At 34.1% G+C, this 14,095-nt stretch carries 14 protein-coding genes; 11 read left to right on the top strand and 3 right to left on the bottom strand.

What is annotated here, in order from left to right:
- Window positions 1–167: 167 nt before the first annotated feature.
- On the bottom strand, window positions 168–572 hold the full coding sequence (gene ruvX / locus ACSSV5_RS05980; protein ID WP_211066008.1) for a Holliday junction resolvase RuvX: 405 nt from the start codon (window positions 570–572) through the stop codon (window positions 168–170).
- Between the two features lie 81 nt (window positions 573–653).
- On the opposite strand from ruvX, the gene ACSSV5_RS05985 reads away from it, so the two are divergent.
- Window positions 654–1,469, top strand: a complete 816-nt coding sequence (locus ACSSV5_RS05985; RefSeq protein WP_454245161.1) for a 2,3,4,5-tetrahydropyridine-2,6-dicarboxylate N-succinyltransferase — start codon at window positions 654–656, stop codon at window positions 1,467–1,469.
- Here ACSSV5_RS05985 and ACSSV5_RS05990 read toward each other — a convergent pair.
- Window positions 1,466–2,116, bottom strand: a complete 651-nt coding sequence (locus tag ACSSV5_RS05990) for a queuosine precursor transporter (protein ID WP_454245256.1) — start codon at window positions 2,114–2,116, stop codon at window positions 1,466–1,468. The two genes, ACSSV5_RS05985 and ACSSV5_RS05990, sit on opposite strands and share 4 nt — an antisense overlap.
- 151 nt (window positions 2,117–2,267) lie before the next feature.
- Between ACSSV5_RS05990 and folK the strand changes: the two genes are divergently transcribed.
- The 10 genes from folK to sucD all read left to right on the top strand — a co-directional run bounded on the left by folK (window position 2,268) and on the right by sucD (window position 12,500).
- Window positions 2,268–3,389: a 2-amino-4-hydroxy-6-hydroxymethyldihydropteridine diphosphokinase gene (gene folK, locus ACSSV5_RS05995; RefSeq protein ID WP_454245162.1), complete on the top strand. Its 1,122-nt coding sequence runs from the start codon at window positions 2,268–2,270 to the stop codon at window positions 3,387–3,389.
- A 119-nt stretch (window positions 3,390–3,508) separates the two neighbouring features.
- Window positions 3,509–5,290 (top strand): ABC transporter ATP-binding protein, encoded by a 1,782-nt coding sequence (locus tag ACSSV5_RS06000; protein ID WP_454245163.1) that lies wholly within the window; start codon window positions 3,509–3,511, stop codon window positions 5,288–5,290.
- A 62-nt stretch (window positions 5,291–5,352) separates the two neighbouring features.
- A complete protein-coding gene (locus ACSSV5_RS06005) occupies window positions 5,353–5,985 on the top strand; it encodes a 7-carboxy-7-deazaguanine synthase QueE (protein WP_454245164.1) in 633 nt (210 codons plus the stop codon).
- Window positions 5,986–6,176: 191 nt separating this feature from the next.
- On the top strand, window positions 6,177–7,217 hold the full coding sequence (gene lpxD / locus ACSSV5_RS06010) for a UDP-3-O-(3-hydroxymyristoyl)glucosamine N-acyltransferase (RefSeq protein ID WP_454245165.1): 1,041 nt from the start codon (window positions 6,177–6,179) through the stop codon (window positions 7,215–7,217).
- Entirely contained in the window at window positions 7,198–8,595 is a 1,398-nt protein-coding gene (locus ACSSV5_RS06015; protein ID WP_454245166.1) for a bifunctional UDP-3-O-[3-hydroxymyristoyl] N-acetylglucosamine deacetylase/3-hydroxyacyl-ACP dehydratase, read from the top strand. Before lpxD ends, ACSSV5_RS06015 begins: the two co-directional genes overlap by 20 nt.
- 6 nt (window positions 8,596–8,601) lie before the next feature.
- The gene (gene lpxA, locus ACSSV5_RS06020) at window positions 8,602–9,384 is read left to right on the top strand and encodes an acyl-ACP--UDP-N-acetylglucosamine O-acyltransferase (protein WP_454245167.1); all 783 of its coding nucleotides are present in this window, start codon (window positions 8,602–8,604) and stop codon (window positions 9,382–9,384) included.
- Window positions 9,385–9,634: 250 nt separating this feature from the next.
- Window positions 9,635–10,201 (top strand): elongation factor P, encoded by a 567-nt coding sequence (gene efp / locus ACSSV5_RS06025; protein ID WP_454245168.1) that lies wholly within the window; start codon window positions 9,635–9,637, stop codon window positions 10,199–10,201.
- A gap of 3 nt (window positions 10,202–10,204) precedes the next feature.
- The gene (locus tag ACSSV5_RS06030; RefSeq protein ID WP_454245169.1) at window positions 10,205–11,143 is read left to right on the top strand and encodes a UDP-3-O-(3-hydroxymyristoyl)glucosamine N-acyltransferase; all 939 of its coding nucleotides are present in this window, start codon (window positions 10,205–10,207) and stop codon (window positions 11,141–11,143) included.
- Window positions 11,144–11,145: 2 nt separating this feature from the next.
- The gene (locus ACSSV5_RS06035) at window positions 11,146–11,544 is read left to right on the top strand and encodes a nuclear transport factor 2 family protein (protein ID WP_454245170.1); all 399 of its coding nucleotides are present in this window, start codon (window positions 11,146–11,148) and stop codon (window positions 11,542–11,544) included.
- Window positions 11,545–11,624: 80 nt separating this feature from the next.
- Window positions 11,625–12,500 carry a succinate--CoA ligase subunit alpha gene (gene sucD / locus ACSSV5_RS06040; RefSeq protein WP_454245171.1) on the top strand — a complete coding sequence of 292 codons (876 nt, stop codon included), beginning with the start codon at window positions 11,625–11,627 and terminating at the stop codon, window positions 12,498–12,500.
- Between the two features lie 247 nt (window positions 12,501–12,747).
- On the opposite strand, the gene ACSSV5_RS06045 is transcribed toward sucD, so the two are convergent.
- On the bottom strand, window positions 12,748–13,746 hold the full coding sequence (locus tag ACSSV5_RS06045; protein WP_454245172.1) for an alpha/beta fold hydrolase: 999 nt from the start codon (window positions 13,744–13,746) through the stop codon (window positions 12,748–12,750).
- Window positions 13,747–14,095 lie beyond the last annotated feature (349 nt).

Here is a 14,095-nt window from a genome sequence, read left to right on the forward strand (position 1 = left end):
AAAAAATATGAATCAAAAAAAACATAAATCAAATTTTCAAAAAAAAATTAGAAAAGTTTAAAGAGAAAGAAATAAACGGTTTTTAGAAGTTACCTTAAGTCAAAACTGCAAACCGCAAACTGAATACTGCAAACTGCAAACTGCCGACTGCAAACTGAATACTATCACTAATTAAGGTAGTCCTGCAAAATCAATGTTGCACTGATCTCATCTATCAAACCTTTGCTTCGTTTTTTTTTGTTTTTTAAACCACTTTGAGCAATAGCTTGTGAAGCCATTTTTGAAGAATAACGTTCGTCAATTCTTATGATTTTGAGTTTTGGGAAATCTTTTTTGATATCTTCAATCAACCATAGGATGTTTCTTTCAAGAGCCATAAGTTGACCATCGACGTGTTTGGGTTGACCTATAACAATTTCATCAACTTGATTTTTTGAAACATAAGTTTTTAAAAAATCCATTAAACTCTTGGTTTCAACTGCTTTAAGACCGAAAGCCATCATTTTTAAGTCATCGGTTACAGCAATACCTGTGCGTTTGAGTCCAAAATCTAAAGCCATTACCTTTGGCATAAAATTGTTTTTTACAAATATAGTATAAGCAATATTAATGACTGCTTAAGCAAAATCTTATATTTGAAAAAAAATTGAAAAATGAATAATTTACAAAATATTATATCCAAAGCATGGGACAATAGAGACTTGCTGAAAGATAAAGCTACAATTAAAGCCATTAGAGAAGTCGTTGAACTTTTAGATCAAGGCAAATTGCGTTGTGCTGAACCAACTGATCAAGGTTGGCAAGTCAACGAATGGGTAAAAAAAGCCGTGGTTTTGTATTTTCCTATCCAAAAAATGAAAACTTTAGAAGCTGGCATTTTTGAATATCATGATAAAATTCCATTAAAAACCCATTATAAAGAACGCAATATTCGTGTTGTGCCTAATGCTGTGGCTCGTCACGGGGCTTATATTTCAAGCGGTGTTATTATGATGCCGAGTTATGTCAACATAGGAGCTTATGTTGATGCTGGCACTATGGTTGATACTTGGGCAACTGTTGGCAGTTGTGCTCAAATTGGTAAAAACGTACATTTGTCTGGTGGTGTTGGTATAGGTGGTGTTTTGGAGCCTTTGCAAGCTGCACCTGTCATTATTGAAGACAACGCTTTTCTCGGTTCAAGAAGCATAGTTGTAGAAGGTGTAAGAGTAGAAAGTGAAGCCGTGCTTGGTGCCAATGTAGTTTTGACAGCATCAACTAAAATTATTGATGTGACAGGCGATAAGCCTAAAGAAATGAAAGGCATTATTCCTGCACGTTCAGTTGTGATTCCAGGAAGTTATACCAAGTCTTTTCCCGCTGGCGATTACAACGTGCCTTGTGCTTTGATTATTGGTCAGCGTAAAGCCAGTACCAATAAAAAAACATCTTTGAATGAGGCTTTAAGAACTTATGATGTGGCGGTTTAGTCTAAGCTTATTTCCTCATTAACTTTCAGTTTGAAGCGTTTTCTAAAACTATAAACAATAAGATAAAGTACTGGTGTGTCTAAAGCAGCGACAATAACTTTAAATAAAAAACCAGAAAATAATAGCACGTTAAACTTATTCCAAGGTATTTCACCGAAACTACAAAGTAAGCCAATCACAACTAACGTATCAATAAATTGAGAACTCATGGTAGAAAAATTATTTCTCAACCACAAATGGCGACCTTTGGTTTGTTTTTTCCAAAAATGATAAATAGCAATATCGATGTATTGTGCAAACAAATAAGCAATCATAGATGCAGAAACTGCAATTCCTGTAGAACCAAAAACCCGATTGAAGGTATCATCTTGTATTGGTGATGTGGGAATTGCTGAAACTTGATTTGATACCAAAATGATTAAAAGCGAAAATAAGGAGGCAAAAATTCCTACGGTAACAACTTGGTTAGCTTTTTTACGCCCATAAATTTCGCTGATAGTGTCTGTAATTAAAAACGTTAATGGATATGGTAAAATGCCTACAGAAACTTCAAACGTATAAAACCCAAAAAAATCCCAAGCAAAAAATTTTTTAAAAATCAGATTTGATGAGACTAATGATGAAATAAATAAAGCAGCTAATATCATATAAATAAAAAGTGCTTGTTTTTTAGAGGCTAAAGAATTCAAAATGGTATGTTTGTTTTACTTGCAAGCAAAAATAAAGGGTTGTAGCTTTGTAAAGCTTATTTTTTTAAAAAAAATACAGATCATCAATCGATAAAATTTTCTTAATATATTGAGCACACTCACAAGCGTTTACATCGCCTTAGGTAGTAATCAGGGGCAACGAGAAGTCTATCTACAAAAAGCCATAGAAGCTATTTTCACAAAAATAGGTTCTGTGACACATATTTCTTCAGTTTACGAAACACCAGCTTGGGGTTTTGAAGGCGAAGCATTTTACAACGCATGCATCAAAGTCAAAACTAGGCTTAAAGCTCAACAAGTTTTAAAAGAATTGCAAGAAATCGAAATAACTTTAGGACGTAGGCGACACTCAAAAAGATATCAAAATAGAACCATAGATTTAGATATTTTATTTTTTGGAGATGATTACATTGCGGATTCTAATTTAAAAATACCTCACCCAGAACTTTCAAAACGCGATTTTGTTTTATTTCCCTTGGCAGATATTGCTACCCAAAAAACTCATCCAATTTTGAATCAAAATATTGAAAAACTGAAAGATGATTTACCAAAAAACAACACAATAAAAAAGACGGATGTCAAACTTAAACCTGTCAATTTTAAAGTTCCAGATGTAAACTATATTTGCATTGAAGGAAATATTGGAGCAGGAAAAACAACGTTCGTAGAGATGATGGCCGAAGATTTTGATGCCAAGTTGATTTTAGAACGTTTTAAAGAAAATCCCTTTTTGCCACAATTTTATAAAGATCCTAAGCGTTATGCTTTTCCTACAGAAATGTCTTTTTTGGCAGATCGGCACCAACAATTAGTCGATGACATTACACAACTTGATTTGTTTTCTAACTTTAGTATTGCAGATTACGATTTATATAAAAGTTTGATTTTTGCTAGAATAACCCTTAAAGACCAAGAATTTAAACTCTATAAAAAGGTCTTTGATATCATGTATCGTAATATTACAAAACCAGATTTATATGTTTACTTTTATCAAAATACAGAACGACTACTTGAAAATATTCATAAAAGAGGTAGAAGCTACGAACAAGATATCAATGCCGATTATTTAGAAAAAATCAATCAGGGTTATTTGAATTTTATAAAAAATGAAAACCGCTTTAAAACTAAAATCTTAGATATTTCAGAATTAGATTTTGTTGACAAAAGAGAAGATTACCTCAAATTAGTAGGAGATATACTAAATTTTTGAAAGTATTTTTAAGTTCAAAAATTTATATTTTAAAACTTTGCCATTCTTTTAAGGTTTTTTCGGTCTTCTAAAATTTTAAATTCCCTTAAATTTGCAAATCTTTATAATAAATCAAGTTAATGGCCAAGCGCAAAACCCAATCCGATTTTCCAAAAACAAAACTCAATAAATCGAACTTAAAGCGCTCATTAAGGCTTTTTAAGTATATTGGATCTCATCGGTGGAAGCTTCTTATAGGCATGATATTTTTAGGATTGACTGGAGTAACAGCTCTGTTGTTTCCTAAACTTATGGGCGATTTGATTAAAACCGCTGAATTTAGTGAAGAAGATATAAACACCATGGGAATGTGGCTACTTATTTTATTTACAGCTCAAGCCATATTTTCATTTTTTAGAGTAGTCTTGTTTGTAAACGTCACCGAAAATATGCTTTCTGCCGTTCGTCAAGACGCATACAATACGCTTATAAAAATGCCAATGTCTTTCTTTTCAGGACGACGTGTCAGCGAGCTCAATAGCCGTATTGCGGCAGACATCGGACAGATTCAAGATACCTTTACAACAGGAATTGCAGAGTTTTTGCGTCAAATGATTATTGTTGTAGGTGGTATTATTGCACTTTTTTTAACTTCTGTGAAACTATCTTTATTGATGTTGGTTACCATTCCAGTGTTTGTAGTAGTTGCCGTCATTTTTGGTCGATACATCAAAAAGCTTTCTAAACAAGCTCAAGACAAAGTTGCAGATGCCAATAGTATAGTAGGCGAAACATTGCAAGCCATAGCAGACGTAAAAGCCTTTACCAATGAGTTTTTTGAAATTAAAAAATATAAAAATGCAGTGCTTGATATTAAATCTATCTCCATTAAAGGAGGTTTGGCTCGTGGTGCATTTTCTTCTTTTATCATTTTTTGTATTTTTGGAGCTATTGTGCTTTTGGTGTGGTATGCGGTCAAACTTCAGCACGCTGGTGAGCTTGATCAATCACAGCTTATTACCTTTATTTTATACACCATTTTTGTTGGAGCTTCTATTGGTGGACTACCTATTCAATATGCTCAAATTCAAAAAGCAGTCGGAGCAACCGAAAGAGTATTTGACATTATTGACGAAACTCCAGAAGACTTAAAGGATTTAAAATTAAAAAATAAAATCAAAGGCAATTTAAAATTTGAAAAAGTGAATTTTGCCTATCCTTCACGACCCGATGATCAGGTTTTACATCACCTTAGCTTTGATATATTAAAAGGGCAATCCACGGCTTTTGTTGGTACAAGTGGTGCGGGAAAATCTACTATTGCTAAACTAATTATGAGGTTTTATGAACCACAATCTGGAAAAATTTTGTTTGATGATAAGGAAGCTACATCTTATAATTTAAATGAACTCAGACAACAAATTGCTATGGTTCCTCAAGATGTCCTCCTCTTTGGAGGAAGTATCAAAGATAATATTGCTTATGGAAAACCCAATGCTAGTTTTGAAGCTATAAAAAAAGCTGCAATTCAAGCCAATGCTCACGATTTTATCATGTCGTTTCCTGATCAATACGAGACTCAAGTTGGTGAACGTGGTGTGCAACTATCTGGCGGGCAAAAACAACGTATAGCTATAGCTAGAGCAGTACTCAAAAACCCAGTGATTTTAATTTTAGATGAAGCCACAAGTTCATTAGATTCTGAATCTGAATTATTGGTTCAAGATGCACTTGATAAACTGATGAGAAATAGAACTTCTGTTATTATTGCTCACCGGCTGTCAACCATTAAAAAAGCCGATCAAATTTTAGTGCTTCAAGACGGAAAAATAACTTCAAAAGGCAATCACAAATCACTACTTGATGATAAATCTGGCTTGTATCATAAGCTTTTAACCATTCAGATGGAAGCTCATAATTAACTTATTTCATTTAGGTCAACTAATATAAGCTAAGAGATGCAATTTCTTTAACTTTGCAAGGCATGAAAACAAAAGAAATCAAAAAATTAGTAGATAAGGGTGAATATTTGCCTCTTATGGAAGCCTTTTACACTATTCAAGGAGAAGGTCATCATACAGGAACTGCTGCTTATTTTATACGTATTGGCGGATGTGATGTTGGTTGCCATTGGTGCGATGTTAAAGAAAGCTGGAACCCAGAAATTCATCCTCCAACAGACATAAAAACAATTATTAATGAGGCCAAAAAATACTCGGATACTATTGTGGTTACTGGTGGCGAACCGCTGACTTGGGATATGTCAAAACTCACCCAAGGTCTAAAAGACAAAGGCATGAAGATTCACATCGAAACTTCAGGAGCCTACAAAATGACAGGTGTTTGGGATTGGATTTGTCTGTCACCTAAAAAAATAAAATTACCTCAACCTGAAATTTATAAACATGCAGACGAATTGAAAGTTATAATCTTCAATAAACACGATTTTAAATTTGCAGAAGATCAAGCCCAAAAACTAGAAACTCAAGCTTTGCTTTATCTTCAACCAGAATGGAGTGTTCGAGAAAAAATGATGCCAACTATCGTAGAGTATGTTATGAAGCATCCCAAATGGAAAATCTCACTTCAAACCCATAAATACTTAAGAATTCCTTGATTAAACTCAGTGTTTTTGAAGGTTGATTGCTATGTTATTTGAGATTTAAACAACAATCATTCTTCAGCATAAAAATCATGTGCCAATAACCCTAAAAATAGCTAATGCAGATAAACTTATCAGTATTCTGACTTTAAATTAGTTTTTCATTGAGTAACTTGGGTTTAACTTTTTTTTCTATTTTTGTCAAAATGAAATTCAAAGCAAGTCAAATAGCAGAACTACTCGGTGGAAGTATTGAGGGAAACCAAGATATCGAAGTTGATAAACTCTCTAAAATAGAAGAAGGCGAAGAAGGCTCACTAACCTTTTTGGCCAATCCTAAATATACATCCTATATATACACAACCAAAGCCAGTATTTGTATTGTCGATAAAGATTTTGAACAAGCTCAAGATATTAATATGACATTGATTAGAGTTGATAATCCTTATGAGTCGTTTTCAAAACTTTTAGAATACTACAATCAGGTTAAGCTTGATAAATCTGGAATAGAAGAACCCAATCATATTTCAAAATCAGCTAGTATTGGTAAAAAACCTTATATAGGTGCATTCACATACATAGGTAAAAATGTAAAAATAGGAGATAATGTTAAAATTTATCCCCATACTTATATTGGTGATAATGTTGTGATTGGTAACCATGTAAATATTTTTTCAGGTTGTAAAATTTACTCTGAAACAGTAATCGGCAACAATTGTGTTTTGCACAGTAATGTAGTTTTAGGTGCTGATGGTTTTGGGTTTTCTCCAGATCAAATAGGGGTTTATAAAAAAATACCTCAAATAGGTAATGTAGTGATTGAAGACCATGTTGATATAGGAGCAGGTACAACCATAGATCGGGCAACTTTGGGCTCAACAATTATCAGAGAAGGTGTAAAATTAGACAATCATATACAAATAGCTCACAACGTAGAAATAGGCAAACATTCAGCCATTGCCGCCCAAACAGGAATTGCAGGATCAACCAAAATCGGCGAAAACTGTCTTATCGGTGGTCAAGTTGGTATTGTAGGTCATATCACTATAGGAAATCGGGTAAAAGTTCAGGCTCAAACAGGTATCGGCAGAAATGTTAAAGATGACGAAGTTATTCAAGGGTCACCAGCTCTGGCTTATGGCGATTTTAATAAATCATATGTCCATTTTAAAAACTTACCAAAACTTGTTAAAAAAATAGAAACCCTTGAACAAAAACTTCAAGATTATGAAAAAACATCCAACTAAACAGACTACTATCCAAAGAGAAGTGAGTCTAGAAGGTGTAGGTTTACACACTGGAAAAAACGTAAAATTAACCTTTAAGCCTGCCAAAGCAAATCACGGATATGCTTTTCAGCGTATTGATTTAGAAGGACATCCTATTATTCCTGCAGACGTCAACTTAGTTACAAATACCGAAAGAGGCACCACACTTGAGAAAAATGGAGTTACCATACAAACTACTGAGCATGTTTTGGCCGCTTGTGTAGGTTTAGATATTGATAATGTGCTGATTGAACTCAATGCTTCTGAACCACCGATTATGGATGGATCTTCAAAATTTTTTGTTGAAGCCCTTGAAAAAGCTGGAAAAGTTGAACTCGATGTAGAGCGTGAAGAATTTGTTGTCAAAGATGTTATTTCTTTTGCTAATGATGATGGCTCTGAATTGATTTTAATGCCTGCAGATAATTATCAAGTGACTACAATGGTAGATTTTGGCACAAAAGTCCTTGGCACTCAAAATGCTTCGATAAAATCGGTTAATGAATTTAAAAATCAAATTGCTGACGCCAGAACTTTTAGTTTTCTTCATGAAATAGAAATGCTTCTTGACCATGGTCTAATCAAAGGAGGCGACTTAAATAATGCTATTGTTTATGTAGATAAAGCATTAAATCCAGAAACTACAGAAAAGTTAAAAGAAGCTTTTGGTAAAGATGAAATTCACATCAAATCTAATGGTATTTTAGATAATTTAACCCTGCATTATCCTAACGAAGCCGCAAGACACAAACTACTTGATGTTCTTGGAGATTTGGCTTTGATAGGTACTCGCATAAGAGGCAAAGTGATTGCCAACAAGCCTGGCCATACTGTCAACACACAATTTGCCAAAAAATTATCAAAAATCATCAAAACCGAAAAGCGTAACAAAGTTCCAAAAATCAATCTCAATACTAAACCGCTTTTTGATGTTTCTGAAATCATGAATCGTTTACCACATCGACCACCGTTTTTGTTGGTTGATAAAATATACGAACTTTCTGACAAACACGTCATTGGGGTTAAAAATGTAACTATGAATGAACCTTTCTTTATAGGTCATTTCCCAGGAAAACCAGTTATGCCTGGCGTTTTGCAAGTTGAAGCAATGGCTCAAACTGGTGGAATATTAGCTTTAAGCACCGTTGAAGATCCAGAAAATTATTTGACTTTTTTTATGAAAATGGACAATGTCAAATTCAAACAAAAAGTTGAACCTGGCGATACACTTATTTTTAAATTAGAACTCATATCACCTATAAGACGTGGTATTTGCCATATGCAAGGCTATGCTTATGTCAATGGCAAATTGGCTTCTGAAGCTGAGCTTATGGCACAAATCGTTAGACAAAATTAATAATTTATGAATCAACCTTTAGCTTATGTTCATCCAGGTGCCAAAATAGCAAAAAATGTAGTTATTGAACCCTTTACTACCATTCACAATAATGTCGTTATTGGCGAAGGAACTTGGATTGGCTCTAACGTAACTATCATGGAAGGAGCAAGAATTGGTAAGAATGTGAGCATTTTTCCTGGAGCTGTTATTTCGGCTATTCCACAAGATAAAAAATTTAATGAAGAAGAAACTATCACAGAAATTGGTGATGGTACAACTATTCGTGAATGTGTAACTATCAATCGTGGTACTTCTGATCGCAACAAAACCAAAGTAGGTAAAAATTGCTGGATTATGGCCTATTGCCACATTGCACACGATTGTATTGTTGGCGACAATTGTGTGTTTTCTAACAACAGCACCTTAGCTGGTCATATTACCGTTGGCGATTATGTTGTTCTTGCTGGCATGGCTGCTGTTCAGCAATTTTGTAGCATTGGTCAACACGCATTTATCACTGGTGGTTCTTTGGTAAGAAAAGATGTTCCGCCCTATGTCAAAGCCGCTAGAGAGCCTTTATCTTATGTTGGTATCAATTCAGTGGGTTTAAGACGACGTGGATTTGACACCGAAAAAATTAGAGAAATACAAAATATATATCGAATTTTATACCAGCGTAATTATAATAACACTCAAGCCTTTTCAATCATTGAAGCTGAAATGGAAGCCACGCCTGAGCGAGATGAAATTCTTCAATTTATCAAAGATTCTCAACGTGGAATTATGAAAGGTTATTTTTCAAATTGATTGTTTTTTTAGATTTATTTTAAATCCTAAAATTTATATGTATTGAGTAAATAATAATAAGTAAATTTGTTTAGAAAATGTTTCCGAAAGGAGAAACTTACTCTTTATCTGATTAAAAAATAAGTTCATATAGAAGTGTTTGTGAAAATTTTTCTGAAACTTAAGATTGAAAACTGAATACTGAGAACTGAACACTGAAAACTGAATACTTAAAACTGAACACTTAAAACTGAACACTGAAAACAAAACTATGGCAACAACAAGTGATATTAGAAATGGATTATGCATCAGATATAATCATGATATTTTTAAAATTGTAGAATTTCTTCACGTTAAGCCTGGAAAAGGTCCAGCTTTCGTAAGAACTAAACTCAAAAGTGTAACCACAGGAAAAGTAATTGACAACACCTTTTCTGCAGGTCACAAAATCGATGAAGTTCGAGTAGAAACCCATAAATTTCAATTTTTATACAACGATGGTGAGTTTTACCACTTTATGAATCAAGAAGACTATACTCAGATTAGATTAACAGAAGCTGCTCTTGATATGCCAGGTTTGCTCAAAGAAGGTGATGTGGTAACAGTTCTCATCAACACAGAAGATAATGAGCCGTTGTCTGTTGAAATGCCACCACATGTCATTATGGAAGTAACTCAAACTGAACCTGGTGTTAAGGGCAATACTGCAACAAACGCAACCAAACCTGCAACTGTAGAAACCGGTCACGAAGTCAATGTTCCTCTATTCATTAATGAAGGTGATAAGATTAAAATTGAAACCGAAAAAGGAACCTATAAGGAACGTATAAAAGAATAGATCTTGCAGTTTCCCAAAACATATACTCTAAAACAAATTGCTGACATCATCAAGGCAAAACCCATTGGCAACGATGATTTTGAGATTACTGGCATGAACGAAATTCATGTTATCAATTCAGGTGAAATTGTATTTGTTGACCACCCAAAATACTACGACAAAGCTTTACAATCTAAAGCCAGTGTCATTTTGATCAACAAAGAAGTGGAATGCCCAGATGGCAAAGCTCTATTGATTTCTGACGACCCGTTTAGAGATTTTAACAAGCTTACAGATTATTTTAACCGTTTTGAAAAATCAAATCAAAACATTAGCGATTCAGCTATTATCGGCGAAAACACAATCATTCAACCTCAAGTTTTTATTGGGCACAATGTTAAAATAGGTAAAAACTGTATTATTCATCCCAATACTTGTCTTTATGATGGTGTTGAAATTGGTGATAATGTGATTTTGCACTCGGGAGTTGTTTTAGGTGCTGATGCATTTTACTACAAAAACCGACAAACCCATCACGACAAGCTCAAATCTGGTGGTAGCGTTATCATAGAAGATGATGTTGAACTCGGTGCTAATACAACCATTGACAAAGGCGTAACAGCAAACACCATTATCAAAAAAGGAACAAAAATTGACAATCAAGTCCAAATTGGTCACGATACTATTGTTGGCGAGCGTTGCATCATCGCTGCACAAGTCGGAATTGCAGGTTGTGTTGTAGTTGAAGATGAGGTGACTATTTGGGGACAAGTTGGCATTGCCAGTGGTTTGAAAATTGGTAAAAAATCAATCATATTAGCCACTTCTGGAATCAGTAAAGATTGCGAGCCAGGCAAAACCTATTTCGGGTCTCCTGCAGCTGATATCAGAAAAAAATACAGAGAATTAGCTTCTCTAAGTCGCTTACCTGATGTGCTATCAAAACTCAAAAAATTAATTTAAATATGTCTTATAAAGAGATAGTAACTCATTTTTTATATTCAGATTATTATAAAGACAAAAATGTATTTAAAGACTATATTCATCCAAAATTAGAATTGAATTGGAACAGTAGCGATGGGTTTTTGAAACTCGATTTTGATGGTTTTTTTGAAATGGTTCAAAATATGGGAAAAACCTTTACAGTCTTAACCCCAGAATTTAGTCATATTTTTGCAGAAAACAACAAAGTTTGCGTGCGTTTCACCTATCATGTAGAAACTTTAGAACATGAAGAAAACTTACCTCTTGCTCACTTTATGAGTATTTGGGAAATTGAAGATGATAAAATCCGAAAAGGCTTTATAATGAGCCAAGCTGCAGACGATAGTGTAGATAATATTTTCTCTTATATCGAAAATTAAATTTTGTATCCTAAAAGACACTTAATAACTTTAAGATATCATCAAAAAAAATTACTTTTGCCTAAATTCAAAATAAGATTATGAGCGTTTTAGTCAACAAGAATTCAAAAATTATTGTTCAAGGATTTACTGGTAGTGAAGGCACTTTTCACGCCGAACAAATGATTGAATACGGCACCAATATTGTAGGTGGTGTAACTCCAGGAAAAGGAGGCACAACCCATCTGGGAAAACCCGTATTCAATACAGTTGAAGAAGCTGTAAAAGAAGTTTCTGCTGATACCACTATCATCTTTGTACCACCAGCTTTTGCTGCAGATGCTATTATGGAAGCTGCTGATGCTGGCATAAAGGTGATCATTACCATCACAGAAGGTATTCCGGTTGCTGATATGATAAAGGTTTCAAACTATATCAAAAATAGAGATTGTAGATTGATTGGTCCTAACTGTCCAGGTGTGATTACGCCAGGTGAAGCCAAAGTTGGTATCATGCCAGGTTTTGTTTTCAAAAAAGGTAAAGTTGGTATTGTTTCAAAATCAGGAACTTTAACCTACGAAGCTGCCGACCAAGTCGTAAAAGAAGGTTTAGGCATAACAACAGCCATAGGAATTGGCGGTGACCCAATTATAGGAACAACCACAAAAGAAGCCATAGAACTCCTCGTGAACGATTCAGACACCGAATGTGTTGTGATGATAGGCGAAATTGGCGGACAATTAGAAGCTGAAGCAGCTAAATGGTATAAAAATAGCGGAAGCAAAAAACCAGTTGTAGGTTTCATAGCTGGAGAAACTGCACCTGCTGGACGAACTATGGGTCATGCTGGAGCAATAGTCGGTGGAAGTGAAGACACCGCTCAAGCTAAAAAGAAAATCTTAAAAGAAAGCGGCATTCACGTTGTAGATTCGCCTGCTGAAATTGGCAAAAAAGTTAAAGAAGTTTTGTCGGCTTAGAAATGAGATATTGAGCTGATAAATGTGTTTTTTAGATTTTTGACAAAAGTCTGCTATATGTAATCCCTCAAACTCATAAAAACTTTAGTCCCTCGACTAACGTAAAATGAGTAAATTTTGGATTGAAAGTTGAAACTTCGAATAAAATATAAACAACTGTTTTGCAGTAATATAATTTTGGGTTAGTCAGAATGGTAAAAAATTTGAAATCGGTATTTCACTAAATACTATTAGACAATACAAATATCTACTTTTTTAAAAAATCAGTCAAGGGTTTTATAAATCTATCAAAAGACTCTATATGAGGCAAATGACCAATGTTTTCCAATTCTATTAAGGTTGAGTTTGGTATAGCTTTATGAGTTTTCTTCCCTAATTTATTGTAAAGCCCCATTTTTGATTGAGTTTCTTTCGGAGCTCTTCCTCTGCCTATAGCTGTCCTGTCGCGTGTACCGATGATAAGCAGTGTCGGGCATTTAAGGTTTTTGAATTCATACACTACGGGCTGGGTAAAAATCATATCCATAGTCAGGGCTGCATTCCAAGCGACGATAGGATAATCTTTGTGCAATGTCCAACCCGCCAATAGGTTAAGCCAACGGTCATATTGAGGCTTCCAAGTATTGTCATAATAATATTTCATCTGATAGTTGCGATAGCTTTCTACTGTGTTTTTCAATTCACTTTGATAGTTAGCGTCAATGGTTTGATAGCTTGTCAGAACTTTGTAATCCTCCAGACCGATTGGGTTTTCTAGGATGAGCTTTTCTGTCATTTCAGGATAAGATAATGCAAACCTTGTGGCAAGCATTCCACCCATTGAATGTCCTAATACATTAATTTTATTGATTTTTAGACTATCGAGTATAGATTTGGTATTATGAGCCAACTGCTGAAAACTATATTGGTAGTATTCAGGTTTGGTGGATTTTCCAAAGCCAATTTGGTCAGCTGCGATTACACGAAAACCTTCTTTTCTCAGTGCTTTTATAGTTTGCTCCCAATAAGCGATACTGAAATTTTTACCGTGCATGAGCAGTACGGTTTTTCCATTAGCATTTGATGATGGCAAGACATCTACATAAGCCATTCTTAGATTTTGCCCTTGCGATTTAAACGTATGAAACTTGACATCAAAAGGGTATTTTACAGTCGTAAGGTCTTTATCCAACGCTACTAACGTATCTTGAGAGTAGCATGAAAAAAATGAGGTAATCACTAACAATATTAAGATGTTTGTTTTCATATTCAGTTTTTTATATTAGGAATAATCGGTTATTTTAATGTTTCAGACTGAGGCGAAATTTAAAATTATATATTGAACAAAATGTTATATTATATACATTTACCTATATCTAATCAATTTCACTTTGCAATAGACTAAAGTTTATTACGAGTATAGGGGAAATACGCACTATATATTTTTGTTTATCATCATTGATGTTCATAAAATCAACACTTTTATTTGTGTTTGTAAAGTTAAAAAAAATCTTAACCTTTAAAGATTATAAAATCAGAAATAGGTGAAATATCAAATAATTGTTTTATCAAAGTTATTTATTGAAATTGGCATACCTAGAAGAAGTTAAAAATTC

This window comes from Psychroflexus sp. MBR-150, from assembly GCF_053628795.1.